This is a genomic window from Telluria sp. RT2P19, assembly GCF_059685725.1.
In genome coordinates this window covers 25,672-46,438 of the sequence record NZ_JCASIL010000017.1, presented here as the reverse complement: position 1 = coordinate 46,438, position 20,767 = coordinate 25,672, and the positions used below count along the sequence as shown (strand labels likewise).

15 protein-coding genes, 1 tRNA gene and 1 pseudogene are annotated in these 20,767 nt (G+C 60.8%); 14 read left to right on the top strand and 3 right to left on the bottom strand.

The window, feature by feature from the left end:
• Window position 1: 1 nt before the first annotated feature.
• The 6 genes from AC56KW_RS19470 to AC56KW_RS19445 all read left to right on the top strand — a co-directional run bounded on the left by AC56KW_RS19470 (window position 2) and on the right by AC56KW_RS19445 (window position 4,076).
• Window positions 2–766 carry a cytochrome c1 gene (locus AC56KW_RS19470; RefSeq protein WP_497172323.1) on the top strand — a complete coding sequence of 255 codons (765 nt, stop codon included), beginning with the start codon at window positions 2–4 and terminating at the stop codon, window positions 764–766.
• A gap of 98 nt (window positions 767–864) precedes the next feature.
• Window positions 865–1,476 carry a glutathione S-transferase N-terminal domain-containing protein gene (locus tag AC56KW_RS19465; RefSeq protein WP_005663771.1) on the top strand — a complete coding sequence of 204 codons (612 nt, stop codon included), beginning with the start codon at window positions 865–867 and terminating at the stop codon, window positions 1,474–1,476.
• Between the two features lie 127 nt (window positions 1,477–1,603).
• On the top strand, window positions 1,604–2,092 hold the full coding sequence (locus AC56KW_RS19460) for a ClpXP protease specificity-enhancing factor (RefSeq protein ID WP_497172322.1): 489 nt from the start codon (window positions 1,604–1,606) through the stop codon (window positions 2,090–2,092).
• A 26-nt stretch (window positions 2,093–2,118) separates the two neighbouring features.
• Window positions 2,119–2,194 (top strand) — tRNA-Thr (locus AC56KW_RS19455).
• Between the two features lie 992 nt (window positions 2,195–3,186).
• On the top strand, window positions 3,187–3,813 hold the full coding sequence (locus AC56KW_RS19450) for a hypothetical protein (RefSeq protein ID WP_497172321.1): 627 nt from the start codon (window positions 3,187–3,189) through the stop codon (window positions 3,811–3,813).
• An 8-nt stretch (window positions 3,814–3,821) separates the two neighbouring features.
• Entirely contained in the window at window positions 3,822–4,076 is a 255-nt protein-coding gene (locus tag AC56KW_RS19445; RefSeq protein ID WP_497172320.1) for a hypothetical protein, read from the top strand.
• Between the two features lie 265 nt (window positions 4,077–4,341).
• Here AC56KW_RS19445 and AC56KW_RS19440 read toward each other — a convergent pair whose 3' ends face one another.
• The 3 genes from AC56KW_RS19440 to AC56KW_RS19430 form a co-directional block, all read right to left on the bottom strand.
• Complete coding sequence (locus AC56KW_RS19440; RefSeq protein WP_497172319.1) at window positions 4,342–5,499, bottom strand: hypothetical protein; 1,158 nt, start codon at window positions 5,497–5,499, stop codon at window positions 4,342–4,344.
• Between the two features lie 87 nt (window positions 5,500–5,586).
• Window positions 5,587–5,742 (bottom strand): hypothetical protein, encoded by a 156-nt coding sequence (locus AC56KW_RS19435; RefSeq protein ID WP_497172318.1) that lies wholly within the window; start codon window positions 5,740–5,742, stop codon window positions 5,587–5,589.
• A 123-nt stretch (window positions 5,743–5,865) separates the two neighbouring features.
• Window positions 5,866–6,366 (bottom strand): hypothetical protein, encoded by a 501-nt coding sequence (locus AC56KW_RS19430; protein ID WP_497172317.1) that lies wholly within the window; start codon window positions 6,364–6,366, stop codon window positions 5,866–5,868.
• A 334-nt stretch (window positions 6,367–6,700) separates the two neighbouring features.
• Between AC56KW_RS19430 and AC56KW_RS19425 the strand changes: the two are divergent.
• The 8 genes and pseudogenes from AC56KW_RS19425 to AC56KW_RS19390 all read left to right on the top strand — a co-directional run.
• Window positions 6,701–7,680 (top strand): annotated as a pseudogene (locus AC56KW_RS19425) (IS3 family transposase); the annotation flags it as partial.
• A gap of 1,071 nt (window positions 7,681–8,751) precedes the next feature.
• Window positions 8,752–11,772 (top strand): Hsp70 family protein, encoded by a 3,021-nt coding sequence (locus tag AC56KW_RS19420; protein WP_497172316.1) that lies wholly within the window; start codon window positions 8,752–8,754, stop codon window positions 11,770–11,772.
• A 1-nt stretch (window position 11,773) separates the two neighbouring features.
• Window positions 11,774–12,928, top strand: coding sequence for a 3'-5' exonuclease (locus AC56KW_RS19415; protein WP_497172315.1), 1,155 nt, complete (start codon window positions 11,774–11,776; stop codon window positions 12,926–12,928).
• 18 nt (window positions 12,929–12,946) lie between these two features.
• Window positions 12,947–14,824: a hypothetical protein gene (locus AC56KW_RS19410; RefSeq protein WP_497172314.1), complete on the top strand. Its 1,878-nt coding sequence runs from the start codon at window positions 12,947–12,949 to the stop codon at window positions 14,822–14,824.
• A gap of 1,217 nt (window positions 14,825–16,041) precedes the next feature.
• Window positions 16,042–17,673 (top strand): ATP-binding protein, encoded by a 1,632-nt coding sequence (locus AC56KW_RS19405; protein ID WP_497172313.1) that lies wholly within the window; start codon window positions 16,042–16,044, stop codon window positions 17,671–17,673.
• A gap of 1 nt (window position 17,674) precedes the next feature.
• Window positions 17,675–18,499: an HNH endonuclease gene (locus AC56KW_RS19400; RefSeq protein WP_497172312.1), complete on the top strand. Its 825-nt coding sequence runs from the start codon at window positions 17,675–17,677 to the stop codon at window positions 18,497–18,499.
• Window positions 18,492–20,315, top strand: a complete 1,824-nt coding sequence (locus AC56KW_RS19395) for a DEAD/DEAH box helicase (protein WP_497172311.1) — start codon at window positions 18,492–18,494, stop codon at window positions 20,313–20,315. The genes AC56KW_RS19400 and AC56KW_RS19395 overlap by 8 nt, the downstream gene beginning before the upstream one ends.
• Window positions 20,312–20,749, top strand: a complete 438-nt coding sequence (locus AC56KW_RS19390; RefSeq protein ID WP_497172310.1) for an EcoRII N-terminal effector-binding domain-containing protein — start codon at window positions 20,312–20,314, stop codon at window positions 20,747–20,749. Before AC56KW_RS19395 ends, AC56KW_RS19390 begins: the two co-directional genes overlap by 4 nt.
• Window positions 20,750–20,767: the final 18 nt, after the last annotated feature.

Genomic DNA, 20,767 nt, shown 5'->3' with positions numbered 1-20,767 from the left:
CATGAAATTGCTTGCAAAGAAACTGATTGCAGTCCTGGCGCTGGTGCCGGGACTGGCTTTCGCCGCCGAAGGCGGCATTCCGCTGGACCGGGCGCCGGAGCGCAATGACCTGGCGTCGCTACAAAATGGCGCCAAGATCTTCGTCAACTATTGCCTGAATTGCCACTCCGCAACGTCGATGCGCTATAATCGCCTGCGCGACCTCGGCCTGTCGGAAGACCAGATTCGCGACAATCTGTTGTTTTCTGCCGACAAAGTCGGAGACATGATGACGACGGCGATGCGCCCGAAAGATGCCGCAGCCTGGTTCGGCGCGGTGCCGCCGGATTTGTCGGTGATCGCGCGTGCGAAAGCCTCGCCGGCCGGCTCGGGCGCCGACTACCTGTACACCTATCTGCGCACCTTCTACCAGGACGAAACCCGCCCAACGGGGTGGAATAATATGGTGGTGCCGAATGTTGCAATGCCGCATGCCATGTGGCAGCAGCAGGGCGTACGGGTCGCCAAGTTCGCCGAGGAAGCCGATCCGCATGAGCCAGGCAAGATGGTGCACAAGTTCGCCGGCTTCGAGCAGGTATCCCCCGGCACCATGAACCAGCAAGAGTTCGACGCTACCACTGCCGACCTGGTCGCCTACATGGTGTGGATGGCCGAGCCGGCGCAAAATACCCGCAAACGGCTTGGTGTGATCGTGCTGCTGTTCCTGTCCGTATTCGTCTTCTTGACCTGGCGTTTGAACGAATCGTACTGGAAAGAAGTGAAGTAATTCGCTTTCATTGCCCGGTTGGCTATAATACGGGCAATCATTTCTCTGGGGTGAGTGCTCTGCGCTACACCCCTTTGTTTCTTAAGGAACTATAAACCATGATGGTTCTCTACTCCGGCACCACGTGCCCATTCTCCCAACGCTGCCGCCTCGTCCTGTTCGAAAAAGGCATGGACTTCGAGGTCCGCGACGTCGACCTGTTTAACAAGCCGGAAGATATTTCGACCATGAACCCGTATGGCCAGGTGCCGATCCTGGTCGAGCGCGAACTCATCCTGTACGAATCGAACATCATCAACGAGTACATCGACGAGCGCTTCCCGCACCCGCAGCTGATGCCGGCCGACCCGTTGATGCGCGCCCGTGCCCGCCTGATGCTGTTCAACTTCGAGAAAGAGCTGTTCGTCCATGTGCACACGCTGGAAAGCGAGCGCAACAAGGCGAACGACAAGAACCACGACAAGGCGCGTGCGGAAATCCGTGATCGCCTGACCACGCTCGCTCCGCTGTTCCTCAAGAACAAGTACATGCTGGGTGACGAGTTCTCGATGCTGGACGTGGCGATCGCCCCGCTGCTCTGGCGCCTGGACCACTACGGCATCGAGCTGTCGAAGACCGCCGCGCCACTGATGAAATATGCGGAGCGTATCTTCTCGCGTCCGGCCTATATCGAGGCGCTGACCCCGTCCGAGAAAGTGATGCGCCGTTGATGTGCCTGGGCGGGATGTGTTTCTCCCGCCCTTGTTTGCTTGATAGTTTCACAACGCCGGTCCTTGGACGCCCTCGTGGCGATCCGGTAGACTGGCGTGACAGCCTGTATTCCTGGACAACACCACTATGGCAGAGATCTCCACCAAACCCTACCTGCTGCGCGCCATCTATGAATGGTGCACGGACAGCGGCTTCACACCCTATATCGCCGTCAAGGTCGATGGGGGAACGACGGTGCCGATGGAGTATGTGCGCAAGGGCGAGATCATCCTGAACATCAGCTACGGCGCGACGTCGGGGCTGAAGATGGACAATGACGCGATCCACTTCCGTGCACGCTTCAATGGCGTCTCGCGAGAGATCTATATTCCGGTGCACAATGTGTTGGCAATTTATGCTAATGAAAATGGTCAGGGGATGGCGTTCGAGGTAGGGGCGGCGCCTGAAGATTCCGCGCCAGCGTCGGATACCGCTGGAACCGCGCCGGCCTTGTCGGCAGTGCCGTCGAAGGGTGTGGATTCGCCAGTGGTGGCCGATGTGCCGCCGCCTGCGCCAAGTGGCGACGACGAGCCCCCCAAGAAAGGCGGACGTCCGACCTTGACTCGGATCAAATAGCGTATAATCGTTGTTCTAAAGAACATGCCGACTTAGCTCATCAGGTAGAGCAGTTGATTTGTAATCATCAGGTGGCGGGTTCGAGTCCTGCAGTCGGCACCAATAAAATCAAGCACTTAGCCCAGCCTTCATGGCTGGGCTTTTTGCTATCTGTGCTCCGTGTAACCCCTATGTAACCCATCTGCGAGGACGATTCATCTGCCATCAGAATCGACTTAGCGGGCATGTGTAAAGCTTAAGGTGAATTAACACTTATGCTCATGTACAGAGGGTGCCTAATGACAAACGCCGTCGGTCCAAACCAGACGGTCTCGGTTCACTAAGAAACATGCGGCTCGAACGCCACCTAAATGAACCCGAGACCGTGCCACATATGGTCGGCCGTTGCCGGATGCTAGGGATTTTGCTTTCGTTTAGGCATCCTCCATCAGACCGTGGCTGCGGGTTGCGCGGCCGAACACAGGCTCGACCGATGACAAGCTCATTTTTTACGGAAACGATGCCGATCCTCGAGAACTACTGGAGGGCCATTATCGGCCGCAATGTCGCCTCCTACAAGTTCGCCCTAGCCAGATCGCTACTTGAGTTGGACATGAATAGCTCGTAAGCCTTGAGGAGCTCGCCGTGCCGTTTTCGCGGCACGTATGGGAGCATCTCCGAAACGAGAAGAAGCAAAGTACTTCCGCCAGCAGCCAATTCCTCCAGACCTGCGAAAAGTTAACCGCGGTGAAATCACGGAAACACGCTTGGTTGACGCGACTGTGTCGGCCCATGCTCAGCAAAAACCAGTCGAGCTGGCTGTCGAGACTTACAAGTTCATGGATACTGGCGAATTGAAGCTCTAGGGGGGCCATCAACGGGCGCGTGAGCAAGGGCGACTACAACCGGTTCATCTTTCTAACTAGAAACTCATGATATAGTTCCATGCCATAAGACCTTCTGTGGCCATTGTGTCACTAGGCTACGCCCCAAGGGGTTCCTTACTCCAACTACCGCTCCCAGCAACGATGCTAATGCCTCACGAAACAGCGAGTCGTCCCCGTCGGATGCCGCAAGCAGAGACTTTCGCCGCGCGCCAAGCAGTGCGCGCGGCCATGGCGGCGTCCCAGGAAAAGGAACACGCGTTTTTTACTGCCGCCGCCGACGCGGTTGGCAGGAGCATGAAAGCGCTGTGCGCCTCGTGGAGTACGCTCCTTACGACGCACGCCCTAGGCGACTCGCTGGCCATGCTGCATCGTTTTGCCACCGCAACCGGAATCGATGCCGACCGCTTGGTGGCTTGGCGCGACGCTCAGCGCAGCTTGGTGGCGGCGGAAGCGGAGTTGGCCTCGGCACACAGGGAGCTTGGGGCCGCCGAGGAGACGCGGTCGCAGTTCGCTGGCAGGTTGTGGGGTGCGAAAAAAGGATATGAGCAGGAGTACGCGCACCGCGACAGGATTGTCGGGAAAGCTAAAGCGAATCTTGAACATGAGCGCGCGATGGTCAGCCGTGCGGAAACGGTCATGGACAGGCTGTCCGAGTCCCTATTACGCGACTGCGTCGGCCAGTCCGCAACCTTATCGACCTCGGCCGAGTTCGGTGCAGAGGTCGCAAACATCTTGGGGAACATGCAGGCTGAAGCGACCAACATGCAGCAGAGGCACGATGCCGAGCAGGCCACACTGATGGAATCCGCAGCCGAGGCTTTTATTTCGGTGGCTGAACACTACCGGAAATCATAGGGACGACCATGCGCTCACTTGATAAGGCAGCGGCAAAGATCGTGCAGGAGGCGATAGCAACCGTCGAGATCCCGCCTGCCGACTTTAGGGGCCAATACAACCTGAAACGTGGCATTGCCGGGAGCGCCACGCTTGCTTCGATTGGCGCACTCGGCGGCGCTAGCGTCGGCATCGCAATGTTCGGCACCGCATTCAGCGGCGCCTGGGTATTTGCGCCAGCCCTGGGGATTGTCGGCCTTTTGGCCGGGCGAATAGGCACGTAATCAGTACTTTTTCGTGGGTCGGTTTGCTATTGCCGACTCCCCGAAAATGCCCTGGCGGCCGTTTTGGATGGCCGAGTTCGGCAGGAACTTCGCCCCGGCCAGCGCTTTTACACAGTCTTGGCCGGTTGCAGACGTTGTCTTGGTCTGCGTGCAGCGGTCGCGTCCGGCCGGGCCCAACACGGACAAAATTCCAATTTAGCGGTCAGTCGCTGTGCGCTGCCGGCACGCGCGTGAAAGTGCTTGGTCCGGCCAAGCCTTTCCGCCGCTATTTCGACAGTGCAGGCATCCATGATTTCTTGCCGAAGCGGGGCGGCTGCGGGCCGCTTTCCAGCGTCTGGCGCTGGATCTTCCACCAGTGCAGATAGAACGCAGGGTCTGGGCTGATGAAGATCATATTCCGCTTGGCCAGACTTCCCTGGACGAATAGCTCAGTAAAAAGCGTGGCAGCGAACAGCATCGGTATGGGCGCGGACGGCCGGTCAGCTTTTTCCCCGAAATCGAAGCAAGCATCCCAGAGTTCGTCGAACCGTTCGGCAGTCAGCGGCCGCCCGCTGCGCCACTTCCCCACATTGCTCGCCAGATTTCCACGGCCGCGCAGCTGGAGCCATTGAACCATCTTGTCCGCGGCCGGGACTCGCTGGGGCCACTTCTTGCAAGGGCTCTCACGCATCATGCGCATGCAGGCGGTCGCATCGAGTAGGCGCCTGGTGGGGTAGTGATAGAGGTTACGCGTGGTGCGGATTGATGTCCCCCCGGACAGGTCGACACGAGGGTTCAAGCGAGGGAGTAGGGCCGCGAAGAAGGGCGTGGCTTCCCAGTCAGCCAAGTACACCGAGCCGAACTCCAAGTCGAGTGTCGCGAGCAGCTGGAACAGTGTGTTGAGAACGAACACCGCGGCTGGGTGGTCGAGCTCTCCCCAGGATCGCGCTTCGCGCAACTGCTGCCGGGTGTACTCGGCGCTGGCACCGGTATCCGGATCCTCCAGCTGCTCGTCCCGGATCCATGTTGCGTCCAATAGCGTCTGGGTCCAGCCCCGGACATCGTCATTGGCGCGGTGCTCGGCCAGCTGCTGCTCCAGCTGGTCGATCTGGCCGGCGAGCTGCACGAACGCCGGGTACAGGTCGCATCGATTCTGGAGGCCGTAGGCAAAGCTGCTCACGAAGCCGGGGCAGGCTTGTAGCCCATCAACGAAAGCCAGACTCTCTTCGGGCGGCCAGGCTTTCCCATCGAGGTTCGTGCGCAGCTTCTCGCGACTGTCGGCCGCGATCTGCTTGAGCACCTGGATGTCGGGAGCTGTCACCCGACCAAGCCAGTTGCGCACGGTCCGCTCGGAGACGAATTCGCGCCCTACCGTGGCGATGACGCCCGCGATCTTCCGGTCGTGCATTCGCTCGAAAGCCTTGAGGATGATGGTCATGATCATGGGATGAAGGCCGTTCGAGGAGCTGAGCCGGAAGGATACCCCGGCTGGCACCGCCGGCGCCAGCCGGCGCTGGAGACGTTACTGCCCCTACTTGTCAGCCTTGCTCTGCAGGCGCCTCACCCATGGTGCCTGTTGGCCTCCATTAGCGGCAGCGGTGCTGCGCTGGATGCGCTGGACGGCTTCCTTGGTCACGGGCGTCTTCGGTGCTGGACGCTTGGCAGCTGGGGTGGCGGATTTTGGCATGAGATTCTCCTGGTGGTCGCCGCCGGCGCTTCCGGCGGTGCACACATTCTCCGCGAGGTCGTCACCACCGTTATGCCGCGAGTCGGAAAGGCAGGATTTTGCCGCCACGGCGCCGGTAGCCGCTCAGCCGCCAGCGTCGAGTTCGGCCACCCGCTCCCTGGCCCATGGCACTTCCTTGCGTTTGCGCACCCCGAAGATGTATCCCCGCAGCGGGAAGAACCCTTCCTCGACCGGGATGATCCTGCCCCAGGTGCTGTGGTCGCCATCCTTGTTGTTCTGGGCCTTGGTGAGGATCACCGTGGTGTCGTGCTCGAAGAAGAACTTGATGAAAGCGTCGCGGTCCAACTGCTCTTCCCCGAAAAGTCGTCCGTAGCGCGTCTCCCTTGGGTACCAGTGCCCACGCTGCTGGGTCGTCCTCTTGCCGGCTTCGGCGATCTCGCGCAGCGCCTCCTCGCTGATTCCGATGACGCGCCAGGAATGCTCGCAGGAGGCGAGGCTTTCGAGCGCTAGCTGGCGTGCCCATTTCGAGATCGCCGGCGGCGCTGTCCTCAGCAGCAGGTAGTTCTTGTAGAGGAAGTCAGCGGTGTCAGGGTCAGGGCAGTAAGGGCGGTTGATCTCGTGCATGGGCTGGCAGTAAGGTTGAGGGGACACCAGTGTAGGTGGGCTCGGCCGTGTCAGCAAGGCCAAGCCGCCAGCAGCGCCAGGATCGCCAGGATCGCCAGGGAGCAATCAGTCTTGCAATCAACGGTCGGTCATGACGTCAGCACTGGTATCGCGCGCCGCTCACGTACACTGTGTACCCGACTGCCGGCGCCAAAGCCGCGCTGCGTGGACCTGCATTCCCTCCACCAGCAGCGCGACCGCCACCAAAACTGCAATTAACGGTCAGTCTACTGTGAGGTAACCTAACTTTTTCGGACACTTCCATTTGATAAAATCATCGAGGGGGAGTGAAAGCATGAAATTGACGACATACACACCGGAGTTCCGGGCCGAAGCAGTGAAGCTGGTCTTGGCCCAGGGCCTCACGTTGGACGAAGCGGCTAAGCGGATCGCCATGCCAAAAGGGACGCTGGCGAATTGGGTTGCCGCTGCTAAGCGAGGTACAGATCCGACAGCGCCACCTAGCAGTCGAAGCGTGTCAGAGCTGGAAGCCGAGGTGGCAAAACTGCGCAAAGAACTGGCCGTCGAGCGCATGGAGAAGGAAGTGCTAAAAAAGCCCACCGCGTACTTTGCGAGGGAGTCGCTGCCCGGTACGCGTTCATAAAATCTGTGCGACTCGATTACCCGCTTGGCTTGTTGTGCCGCGTCTTCGACGTATCGCGCAGCGGGTTCTACGCAGCGCACGATCGTCCACCATCGCAGCGCGCGCAAGACGATGAGAGATTGAAGATTGCGATCAAGGCTACTCATGTGCAGACCCGCGAGACGTACGGGCCATTGCGGCTGCAACCAGAGCTAGTCGCCCGGGGCTTCAGTACAGGGCGGGACAGAGTCGTCAGACTGCGGCAGGAGCTTGGCCTTCGCTGCAAACAGAAGCGCCGGTTCAAGGCCACCACAAACTCGCGCCACGCCTTTCCGGTAACGGACAATTTGTTGAAACAAACCTTCGAGCCGACACGGCCGAATGAAGTGTGGGTCACTGACATTACCTACGTCATGACGGATGAAGGATGGCTTTATCTTGCTGGTGTGAAGGATGTCTTCACCTGCGAACTCGTGGGGTATGCGATGGGGCCGCGCATGACGCAGGATCTGACGGCACAGGCATTGTGGCGCGCAGTGCGCAGCAAGCGCCCAGCGCCTGGCTTTATTCATCACTCTAACCGCGGCACGCAGTACTGCTCAGATGATTACCGCAAACTGGTTGCGCAGTTCGGCATGCAGGCTTCCATGTCGCGCAAGGGAAACTGTTACGACACTCAGTCTATGATGAGCTCGAACGCCTGCCGAATCTGATAATTTCGGCTATTTCCCTGGCCCGCGCCTCGGCAACATGAGGAACCGAATACCTGCTCTCCGCCTTCAGAAACAGTCTCGACACCCGTTTCGGCAGCTCTGACCAGTCCGCAGCGCGACCGCCTGAAAAGAAGCGCGGAGCGAGTATTTCCAGATACGGTTGTTAACCGCCCAGTGTGGCGTGGATCCCGACAGCTGCATGCCACTGACTGTGTCCACCCGGGTTTCTAGTTCTGACATTCTTGTGACACTCCTGTATTTACCGCTTCTTTTCGGCTTTTCCGATAGCGATGTCCGGCAAAACCAGCTCATCAATTTGATTATGTTGCCAACATGCACGATTTGATCAGGATAACCGAGAATCACGTGGATGTCTGCTGCTGTCGCTGGACGTCACGATTACGCAACGTCCATTGCCCGCGAGGCTAGGGGATCACGCGCCCTTCCTTTATGCCCGTGATGAACCGTACCCTCACCTGCATCTCTGCTTACGGCGCGTCACGCCGTCACTGCTGCCCGATCCGTTTAGGAACGCGGCATCAGTTGTTACCGTATGCTCCGCCTGTCCGTACGCTGCCGCCGTGGCCCCCTCTGGCGCCCCGCCGGAAGATGATGGAGTCCCCGTGTCCGGCCGCCGGACCGCCCACGGGCCAGCATCGATGTGCGGATACCGGCCAGGGCCCTGCCTGCTTTGGCATTCCGGCCGGGAGTGCGCAGCAGGCCCGGTGGGCAGCCATCGCATCCTGATAATCGAATCCGGTATTGCGATACCGGTCACACCCGTATTTACAGCCCATCGAAAACAGGCGAATCCGGCGCGTCTGCCGTTCAGTCCCGAATGGCCTTGGCTGCTGCGAACCGGCACGCCTTGCTGAAGCCGGTGTCCACTCCCGCGAAATCGATATTGCGCAATGAAAATAATACCTATAATAAGTATATGGGCCGAACGTCCGTTTCCCGCCGGGAACCGAACGGGCTTGAGCCGGAATTCTGCTTATTCCGGGACGTAGTTAGCATGCAGCACCTGAAGCCGCATTAAACGAAAGCGCTATGATGATGACAGTGCAGGAGTATTTATCCCGGTTGACCCAGAGTGTCGTGGACTTTCTGGAAAAGGAGCTTCCCGCAACCGGTGGCGCGTCATGGTGGCAGAAAACCGTCATGGAGAAACTGACGGTGCAGCAGACCAGGGTAGCGGAACAGAGGCAGTTTTCGGTGCTGCGGGATTTTGATCTGGCTGCCCTGCTGAACCTGCTTGAGCGAAACTGGCGCGCAATCTCTGACAGGACGCTAGGGCTCGATTACAGGCGTGGCCTGAACCTGATTATCGAACTGAAGAACATTCGCAACCATTACGCGCATGAGCCGACCTCGGGCACCGAGCTGGGACAGCAGCTGCGGGACGTCGACTCTATCATCCGTCTCCTCAGGGTGCTGGGCGCGGATGCTGCACGTATCGGGCAGGGAGAAGCGCTGCACCGTGAACTGATGGTGCGCATGCTCGGCTTACAGAACGGCCAGAGCGCCGGCGACAAACAGGATGCCGTGGAATCCGGTGAAACAGGCCCGGGTGAAGAAGACGGGACGGGGCCGGCAGCCTCCGGGGCGGACACGGATGACCCGCAGACTGGGGTCCCCGTCCACTGGCTCCGGGCGGGCACCATCCTCGAGGAGGACGTCCTTAGAAAGATGCGTTCGGCTACCTATGTGGGCATCGATTTTGGCACCTCAACCAGCGTTGCCAGCATTGCCGCAGTGGGCAGGGATGGCCGAGGACTGCATACCACCGCCCTCGACATCAGGCAGCTGGACGAGCTGGGACGCGAGATCCACTCGCCGCTTGTGGATACCTGTCTGGCCTGGCACAACCGGAAGCTGCTGTTCGGTGTCGGCGCCGCCAGGCTCAGGCAGGAGCTGGCCGGTAACGAGACAGTCTGGACGTCGTTCAAGATGGGACTGGGCGTCGATCTGGGCCCGGTCTACAGCCGCACCGCACTGCCCGCCGGGAAGTTTGCATACACCATCGAGAAGCCACAGCAGGCCGCTGCCGTTTTTCTTGGGCTCCTGTGCGACGGCATCAGGGAATATGTCTGCAAGCATGGTCTCCCCGCGCAGATCTACTATACGGTGACGGTTCCGGCGTCCTTTGAAGCCAACCAGCGCCGGGACCTGTTTGCCGCCCTCGCGTCTGCCGGTATTCCGGAGAGCGAAATCTGCCTGATGGACGAACCCAACGCGGCGTTTCTGAGCTATCTCGTCGACATGGAAAGCCGCAGCTCGGGCGCACGCCTGGTCGATGCCGTGCAGGCCAGAAAACGCAATGTGATCGTGTTCGACTTTGGTGCGGGCACCTGCGACATTTCCATCCTTGAAGTAAGCGTTTCAAGGGAATCCGTCCTGTCGCGCAACCTGGGTATTTCGAAGTTCTGGGCCTTGGGTGGAGATGACATTGACCGGGCCATTGTGGAACAGGTGCTGCTGCCCCAGCTTTGCGGCGGCGAAAACGTGGCCAAGTACTTCTTTACCACAACGCAGCTGGAACAGCAGGTACTGCCGCGGCTGAAATCCATCGCCGAAACGCTGAAAATCGCCTGCTGCGAACTTGCTGAACAAAAAGGCTGGAAAACGGTCGAGGATCTGAAAAACGCGGGCACCACGGTGACGGCAAAACCCGGCATGCCTTTCAGTATTGCAGGGAAGGAGTGGCATATCGGCGAGCCACGGATCAGGCTGGACCAGTTCGCCGGCATCATGGCTGCGTTCGCAGGTCAGCCCGGCAGCCCGCCCGGCGCCAGCAAAATCATTGATGTGCTGCAGCCGATCGACAACGCTCTGGAAAAGGTGGAACTGACCAGGGACGACATCGATGTGGTGCTGTTCATCGGGGGCAGCTGTGAAAACCCCGTGATACGCCACTATGTGTCACGGCATCTGGGACGTAACGTCGAAAGCATCACTCCAAGGGATCTGCGTGCCCACGTTTCGCAGGGAGCGGCCCTGTACACCCTGTTTACACGGGGCGCAGGGATCGACCCAATCAGACCGATCACCAGCGAAACCATCTATGTCATGACCGCCGGAGAGAGGCTCGAGCCTGTGGTTAGGGCCTGTTCCCCCGTCCCCTCCGAAGGACTGCTCCAAGAGCAGCTGCGGGTCATCAGGTCCGGGCAGAAAACAGTCGAACTGCCGTTTTTTTCCGGGAACGCAAGCAGGCCTGTCGGAATCATGCAGCTAAGGGCACCAGCGGGAAGCCAGGGCTTCCGGGAGGGTGAGTACGTCAGTATCCAGTGGTCGGTCAGCAGGGAAAAGATCCTGCGCGTCGTCGCCGAGGCGAACGGTGTCAGACAGACTGGCGAGTTCCAGAATCCGCTGGCCAACGAGGAGATGACCGAGGAAGTCCTGAGGATGCTGAAAGCCAGGCAGGCTTTCAATACTTCCGTTCTTGAGGGGAAGGGCCGCCCGGCAGCCACCGTTACTCTGGCATATGCCAACGCCGCGATCGCCGCAGGGAACTGGCGGCTTGCAGCCGAGCTGCTGGAAGTGGTGGAGCGCCTCGACAGCGAGGCTGACCATTCAACCACCATCTGCTACTGCTACTCGATGGACGGCGACACGAAAAGTTCGCATAAATGGTCGGAAACGGCATATGAAAGAAGACCGTCCGCATTAACCTCGTATAACCTGGCGCTGGACAAACACCGGATCCGGAACATGCCCGCGTACGAGCAGCTGATGCTGGAATGCCTAGGGCACGATCCCGACTATACGGCCGCCCTCGTAGCCTACGGCCGGCACCTGATGGCGCAGGGCGATCCTACGGGCGCCGAATATCTGCAGCGTGCATTCGATATTTTCAGACAGGAAATGGAAGACGCGGAGCTGGACAGCACTGACATCCCGCGGTTCCGGCTCGCAGCAAATGCACTTGGCAAGGAAAGCGTGCTCTCCGCGATCGAAAAATTCGAGAAGAGGACGCAGCCGAAGAAAGCTTCACGCGGGTTCCGTTACGAGAACCTCGCCGGCAGCATCAGTTCTCCCGATAACCAGCCTGGCCCGTCCGGGGAGTACTGACATGGAATGGATGGTGCCACTCAGAAGGCTGGATGAGGCGCAGCAGAACGTACTGCGGCAATGTGCCAGTATTGGCGACCAGCCAAAATGGGTCGAGGGCTTTGCCGGCTCGGGGAAGACGGTTCTGCTAGTACACGCCATACAGGGCTACGTGCAGAAAAACCCGGACAGCAGGGTATGCATCGTCGTGTTTACGCGCGCCCTGGTGGACCTGATCCGCTCCGGGCTCGCCCCTGAATTCCGCCCGCGGATTCCGGTCATGACCTACCTCCATTTCGTCAACAAGGACAACCGGCACTACGATCTCGTGGTGGTCGATGAGGTGCAGGACGTGCCCGCGAGCATTCTTGGCGTCATCCGCAAAAAAGCGGACAGACTGCTAGTGGGCGGGGATGACGCCCAGAGCATTTATGAAAGCGGGAGCCGCGCCGGAAAGATCGAATCGATCCTGCAGCCCGACAGGATGAAGCTGCCAATGGTGTACAGGCTGACCAGAAAAATCATCAATGTGGTCAGAAACATACTGCCAGACAATAATATTGTGACCGCAACCTCCGGACGGATGGAGGAAATCCAGGTGACGCTTGCGCATGCGGACTCGTGGGAAGCGGAAATGACTTGGGTATGGCACCAGGCGAAACGGTTCACCGAAACGGGACATCCGTGTGTCATCGTGTTGCCCGACCACCTGGTAATCCAGCACTTCATGCGTTTTGTTGCCGGTCAGGACGGGCGGTCCCTACCGCATTTTCCTCCCGACGCCTGGAAAAAGTACGATTACTCTGCCGTGAATCAGGACTTCCTTGATGCGGCCGCAGGCGTGTGTCTCCAGTACCTGGGCAATGGTCATGGTTCCCTCGAGGATTCGGATGCACGGCCCGTCGTCTATGTGATGACGTACCACAGCATTAAAGGGCTGGATTTCCGCACCGTGTTTTTACCCCTGCTGACCCCGGAAACCAGGTTCTGGAAAGACCCGGACATAGACCGGCGTCTGTTCTTCGTCGGCGCTACGAGAAGCCGCCGCGATCTTTTCATGTCCTATCATGGCAGCGAGCCTCACCCCTACGTGCAGGGTATGCCGGCTGAGGAGCTCCACAAAATGGAGATAGCCGCCGGGGATGACCAGAACGACGACGGCGGCTTTACTTTTTAGGTTCATTTGGGGACCCACATGCACAGATATTTCATCGGTATTTCCGTCAGCGAACTTCAGCAGTGGCTGGCAGACGACGTGCTGCCAGTGCTGACAGGCAGGATTGCACACGGCCGAATGCACGCCGGCGCGGCCTCATCAGGCCTGTCGCCGGAAAGCCTGTTCAGGACCCTGCCGGCGTTTGCGCCGGATGATCCGGCGGGGGTACTGATTGCCGAGATCAGCGGCCCGGGAACCTGGGGGGAAGACGAGAATCCCGGCATCCGCTGTCTGCCGTTGTCCGGGGTGAAAAAGTTTATTCCGCTTTCGGAGGATGCAGGAACAGCCCTGACCCTGCATCTGGCCGGGATGGTCAACCTGTCTCCAGCCATTTTCGAGCACGAATTTACTCATTTCAGGATCAGCCGGAAGGCCGTCGCTTCGAACGGCGCCGGGAATCTGTTTGCGAACCTGCTGATCGACCATGGTCTGCGCAGGTTTGTGGCGGACAGCGACTTCGCCGACTCGCTGCCCCGTGCCCTCATGGCCGCTGAACACAGAAAACCGGATGAAATCGCGGAACTCTTCCGCGAGCAGGCCGTTGATGCCCCGGAAACGTGGGTGGAACGCGCCTTTGGTGACACCAAGCCTGCCAGAAACAACAGGCCCGTCAACCTGAACGGCATGCCACCCAGTCTCAGGGGCGTTTACGTTCTGGGCGTGCTCATGGCGGGCACTGACACGGTGAACGATCAGACCGCGGAAGTCCGTACGGTCTGGGACGGTCTGCGGGAGAAGACAAATGGTGCCGAACCCTCTCTGGCTTTGGTCTATGGCGATCCTGCATTGTCCCGGCTGGAAATTTGCCTCGACGTTGCACAGAAAGTCACTGCGAGGATCAGTCTGGTGACACTTGCCCTGTTTCTACACTGGAAACTTGCCTTTCACGACCAGCGCTCGACGGTCGATGTGCCGTCAGTACTGAATGATGTAAAAAGCCTCGCCGGCCTTGTGAAGCCAGAACAGATTGCAAATGCGCTCTGGATGATGGGCGCCTACCTTGGCATGGAACACATTGCACCAACCTACCGCCATCTGCATCGACAGAAGTATCCTGCGCTGCTGTTTGCGGGCCAGGAAGAGCGTCTGGAACCGGTACCTGCCTGGCAGCTGAAAGACGCCGCCTCTCCGCCAGCACACGAACCTGCCGCCGTGCCAGTCCGCGGTGCCGGAGCGGCCAAACCAGCCCCGAACGGGCCCGCGCTGACTGACAGCGCGGCCAGCAGCCACGCACAGCAGGCAGGGGATCAGGAAATGAAGGACCTCCTGGCGGCAAGGCAGACGGAGGACACGCAGGAACATGTTCCCTACAGTGCCGGGCCGTCCCCTGCCCCGTCACTTCCCGGCGAAGGTCCCTCGGCAGGCAATACCGTTGTGATTTCGGAAGAGGCACGGACGCTCCACGCCGCGCAGGTGCTCCGGACAGATGACGAAGCCAGTGAAACGCCAGGACAGACGGATGAGACCGCACCGGCCCTGCCGGCGAATGAAGTTCCTGTCACCGGCGGTGCTACGACGCCTGACGCGGCGTTACCGGACGTACGGGGTACAGAGCCGGCCCCGCCTGCTGTGCCTCCCGTGTCTGAAGGTGCCAAGGAGCCAGGAAACGCAAACCCGTCGCAGACAGGTTCACGGACGGCGCATTCTGGCAAAAAGTCTCCGAGGAAAGCAGCCGCACGGCAGGGCAACGACATAGGCAACAAGGCGAACGTCACTGCGAAAGCGCCGGTGACCGTACCGGCGGTGGAAGAAACCCCTGGTGATCCGGCAGAAACGGAAGGCAGCCCTAAAGCACGCCGGAAACGAAGCGCACCAGAAAAAGCCGTTCCGGCACAGGGTGGTCTGGACCTCGGGTAGCGCAGACAGTATCAGCCGCAAAAAACGCCCTGGTGGCATACGGCTGCCCGCGCTGGCAGGCGGCCCGATCCGGTCTTCCGCCGACCGTGAAAGCCTGGGGCATGGCAGGGCTGCCTGGAGCGGCTCAGCCGTGTACAGCCTGCCGTGGGGGTATGACGCCCACAAGGCCATTCATGACTGCACGTGCTGCGCGCCGGGGGCGAACGCATAGCTGTCCAGGCTGGCAAGGAAGCGCAGGGCCATCGCCGCCGTCTGGACCGCCTAGGTGCGCAGGTCGCCTTCCCCCTACCCTGTGTGGCTCGTAAACCGTTTGCAGTACGGCCTTCGTCAGTTCGCCGAATTCCTCTCCAAGTATGGCGACGGCATGAAGGGGGTCGGTCGGCCAGGTCGGGAACTTGTGGGTTGCCCGCACAACCTCGTCCATAACTAGCTGCCAGTCACCGGGCAGGCCGGCTGTGCCGGTGACAGCGGGTGAGTCACCGGCCATCCGCGGAAGGACGGGAACTGCGCCGGCAGCGCACGTCCCCTCTTTCATGGACCGGATGGCCGCTGCCAGTCCGCCGTGCCCGGGGCCTGGATGTTCGTTCGTAGGCCAGCGCCGCTTCCTCGAGCGCCGTGTCCCGGACCTGGCGCAGGGCCAGCAGTAGGTCCGCATTCTGTTTTCTCAGCTGTTCAATCTCTTCCATGTCATTGTCGTCAGGTGTAGGGTGGCGGGCGGCGCAACGGGTGTTACGGAGCCATTTTCTGTCAAGCACAGCAGTATGCCCGGTCGGGGTGCGGTACCGCTACTGCTACCTGCCGCGCAGGGGAAACGGAAGCGCCCTGCGGCTGGCATGCACCGGTGGACGGCATGGGCGGAAGCCGCATCGCCGGTGCGAAGGTGATGAAGCGCACGATCCTAACCGCTGCAGACTTCTGCCAGGGCTCCCGCCCTGTCCGGCGGCCTCCGGTCATCCGTTGCGGCCTGTCTCCCGTTCCCGGCCAGCCGTTTACGCGTCCGTAACTGCGGACCTGCAGAAATCGATCACTGTTGTCACTCGTGCACATTCGGCATGGGCCTGACAGCACGGCGGCAATACACGGGTACCGTCTTTACGTGACAGATCAAAACAATAAGTTCCACTGTTCTCCCCCCGTTCAAATATAATTTCCCAAAAGATCCCTAGCATCCCAACCACCTAACACATCGCGGCTGACTGCCCCGTACGGAAGTATCCATGAACGACCTGATCAACGAGCCGGATGCATCCCGGCTCATCTTCGGCCTGCGTGACACCGGCTATAACGTCAAGACCGCGGCCGCCGACATCATCGACAACTCGATCGCCGCCGAGGCCGACCGGATTTACGTCGAGATCGTGCTGAACGCTGACGGCAGGAAGTTTGTCTACTTTGGCGACAATGGCAGGGGAATGGACGCTGCAGGCGTGCACCGTGCCATGCGCTATGGCGCCCCCGAGCGCGAGAACCGGGAGAGCCTGGGAAAATTCGGTCTGGGTCTCAAGACCGCGTCGAGCTCTGTCTGCCGGCGGTACACGGTCATCTCGCGCAGCTCGCCAGACCAGGGCCTCGCCAAGCTGACGTGGGACTTGGATCACGTAGCCGACGCCCGGGCGTGGGAGATGCTGAAAGAGCCGGTCACGGCAGACGAGCAGGACGTGTTCGAGGAGATGTGCGGTCCTACCGGCACACTTGTCATCTGGGAAAAATGCGACCGGATCCTGACCAAGGAGTACGAGCCCGGCAGTACGCAGGAGCGCGGCGCGGTGGCGCGGCTGGCAGAAAGCCTGTCGAAGCACCTGTCGCTGGTCTTTCACCGCTTTCTCGACAGCGGGGACGCGCGCGAACGCAACGTCGACATTCTGGTCAACCAGCAGCCCGTCGAGCCGTGGAACCCCTTCTATCCTGCACGCTCGGAGCAGGTTCTCGCCGAAAAGATGCAGCGTCTAGAGGTCGAGATGCCGGACGGGTCCATCGAAACCGCGACAATGCGGGCGTGGCTGCTGCCCCACCGTCTCGACATGACGAGGGATGAGGAAAGGCAGCATGCCCGCATCACCAACCGCGCCCAAGGATTCTATGTTTACCGGGAAGGGCGCCTGATTCAGGATGGTGGATGGCTTGACGTTTTCGGCGTGCCCGAGCCCCACTACTCCCTGCTGCGGATCGAATTCGACTTCGGTCACCGGCTCGACGACGCATTCCGCATCGACGTAAAAAAGTCCCGCATCCTGTTCCATCCCGAGCTGGCAGACGGCCTGCGCAGGCTGCTCCTGCCGATCTACCGCGAGGCCAGCCTGCGGTATCGCAGGAAAAACCGCGACCAGAATGGTGCAAAGCCGGTTGACCATACCAGTGCCAACAAGAACATCGGCGACACCGGAAACGCGGCAAAGCCGCAGGTGGCCTCGGTGGACCCGGCGACGCAGTCAGCCATCGTGTCCAACAACCACGGTGCGAAGATCAGACTGCGGGTACCGGTCCAGAACCATGTGAATGCCGACACCATGTTTGTCGAAGCCGTCGACAGCATCACCAGCGGCGAGCTGTGGCAGCCTGCCCTGCGCGCCCCGGACGCCGAAGGCTACGTTCCGGCAGTCCTGCTCAACAGGCATCACGACTTCTACCAGAAGATCTACAAGCGGGCCGCGGCGAACGGCTACGCCGTGGAAGGCATGGATCTGCTGCTGTGGGCGTTCGCCGTGGCCGAGCAGAACAATACGAACGAAGAGATGGCACCGATCTTCCAGGACATCCGCGAAGAAATTTCCAGCAACCTGCGCAAGCTGCTGCGCAACCTGCCGGAACCGGAGCCGGCCGAGCTGGCGGACCAGGACGACGTGGAGTGACATGATCACCGACCGGATCCAACTCATCCTGGGTGAGCTCCAGGAAGGTACGGGCGCGGCCTTTGCCGGAACGGTGCGCCATGACAGGCTGCGGCGCAGCCTGAAGATCTGGTTCGCGGATCTGGACGAACGGCATGGCCCGGTTGCCGAGCTGGTTCCCTACGGGCTGAGGGGACACCATGTCAAACTCGGTTTCGGAAATTTTTCCGCGGCGGTCGTCAGGCAGATGCAGCAGGCGGCGGAGGAAGATGTCCAGCTGGCACGCGCGCTGGTGGCCTCGATCCGGCCCGGGGTTGTGCTGGAGATGCCGGGACAGAACCCTGCCAGCTGGCTCATCAGGGACGGTTCCTTCAGGATCAGCGCCACGGTGCGGAATCTCGACGGGCCCCATTCCGACCAGGCACTCGCCGCCACCTGCCGTGAGGTCATCGTTCCCCTCATGGCAGCCATGGCAGAACTGATCGGCTACGACCTGATCGACAGCCCGGAAGAAGACGGCGACGACATCTCCGAGGGCGCGCTGCTCCGTTCCGTCGTGCGCAGGCGGGAACGCAATCCGCGCAACCGGCTCCTCTGCATCCGCATTCATGGCGAGCGCTGTGCGGCCTGCGGAATAGCCCCCCGCGCCCGGTATGGCGCCGCCGGCAGTGTGATCGAGGTTCATCACCGCCAGCCGCTGTGCACGCTGGGACAGCCGCGTGCCTACGATCCGCGGACCGACCTGGTGCCGCTCTGCCCGACCTGCCACCGGGCAGTCCACACGCGGCGTCCCCTGCCCTATTCTCCCGAAGAACTCAGGGACCTGATGGGAGCAGGCGGTGACTGACCCCGCAGTCCTGCCCGAGAGTTTTGCGGAGCTGCTGGCCTGCTTCCCCGACGGGTTCACGCTGTCGGAACGGGTCGTCGAGCCCGTACTGCTCGTGCAGCGGGCCGGCGGGAAGATCCGGGCCACGCTCGCCGGTATCCGGACCGTCAGGGGCGTTTCCACCACAGTTGCCGCTCCCACCCATAGGCACGGCTGGGTAGCCGACGGTACGACCATCAGGCCCCTGCCCCGCGATGCGGCGCGGGTGTTCAGAAACCGGCTGGGAAGCCTCGACCCGGACGACCTCCGTTACAGCGAAGCCGTGCGGCTCATTCGCGAAGAAAGCCCGGAACTGCGTGCCATACCGGCACCGTCGTTCACGGAAGACGGCCGGCAGGCTGCCGAGCAGATGGCACCGGAGCTGCAGCCTGCCGGCCTGAACGCCCGCCTCTTCCCCTATCAGGCGCGCGGAGTACGCTGGATGTGGGAAACCGTCTGCATGACGGGAGGTCTGATCCTCGCCGACGAAATGGGGCTCGGGAAGACAGTGCAGATTATCGCCCTGCTTCTTATGGATCTTCCCGGCCCCGAGTCCCCCGCCCTGATCGTCTGTCCTACCAGTCTGATCGCGAACTGGGAGAGGGAATTCGCGCGCTTTGCGTCGGGCGTGCAGGTACTGGTTCACCGCGGACCAAACCGGACCGGGGTTTACCGTGGCCTGCAGAAGGTCAACGTGGTGATTGCGACCTATGACACGGTGGTCAACGATGTCTCGCTCTTCTCGTCGTTCGAATGGTCGTGGGTGATCTGCGATGAGGCGCAGGCAATCAAGAATCCGGACTCCCACCGGCGCCAGGTCATCGCATCGCTGCCCCGGCGCAGGACAATTCCGATGACTGGCACACCGGTCGAGAACAGCCTCGCGGACCTGTGGTCGCTTGCCGACATTGCCATTCCCGGGCTGCTGGGCCCGCGCCAAGATTTCGAAAAGACGTATGGCGACACGATCGAGGCGGCCCAGGCCCTGCGTCCGGTAACCGATCCCGTCATACTCAAGCGGCGGGTGGCCGACGTTGCCGGCGACCTGCCCGAGCGGCTCGACATCGACGTCCCCCTCGATCTGGAAGACGGGCTGGTCGATGCCTACATCAGGGTGCGGCGCGAGACCCTGGCCCGCTATCCCGTGGCAGGCGCACTTGTTGCGACACTCCGGCTGCAGCTGTTCTGCGCCCACCCGTGGCTGGCCCAGGTACCGGGTGCGGAAGGGGAAGAGGCGGACGAGGCCACGCTCGCGCGCACCGGCGCCATTCCACTGATGACCCCGAAACTGGAACGAGCGCGCGACCTGCTGCTTGAGGCATTTTCGACAGGCAAAAAAGTCATCGTTTTTGCCCTGTTCAATCGGATCGGCGAACTGCTGCTCGAAGCCACGGGACGGCGGGACAGTCTCTTCTGGGAGGCGATCAACGGTTCCACTGACCAAGCGCTGCGCCAAGAGATCGTCGACCGGTTTGCTGCACATGTGGGTCCGGCATGTCTTGTCCTGAACCCGAGGGCGGCTGGTGCCGGACTCAATATCACGGCGGCCACGGTTGTAATCCATTTTACGCCCGTGTGGAATCCGGCCCTGGAAGCCCAGGCCAGCGCCCGGGCACACCGTCGGGGCCAGACGGAACCGGTAACGGTCTATCGCCTTTTCTACAGGGATACGGTTGAGGAAGTGATGATTGACCGCTCTGTCTGGAAGAACACCCTTGCAAACGAGTCCGTCCCGGTCTCCTCGCGCGACGCGGCGGACATCAGGCGCGCCCTCGAAATTTACCCGAGAAAAACATGACGAAGAAATCCTTTAGCAAGATCTTGAGCGCAAACGATATCGGCAAGACAGGGACCCACCAAGCCGGCATTCTGGTTCCGAAAGGCGAACAGGAACTCCTTGCGTTTTTTCCTTCCCTTGATGCGGGGGTCAAGAACCCGGATGCTTGGATTCATTGCACCGACGAGCAGGGGGAGCAGCGCAAATTCCGTTTTGTCTACTACAACAACAGGCTGCACGACCAGGACGGAACCAGGAACGAGTACCGCCTGACCTACATGACCAGGTACCTGAAGGAGATGGCAGCCGAGGAAGGCGACGCGCTCGAGTTCTCCCGTGCGGATGGCGCTGCAGGCTACTTCATCCGCCTCGTACGGAAACCCGCGGCTGCGGCAGAACCGGGGGACGGTCCGGTGCGCATCAAAATTACTGCCGGCTGGCGTCGGGTTCACTGATTCCGGTAACGCATTCCG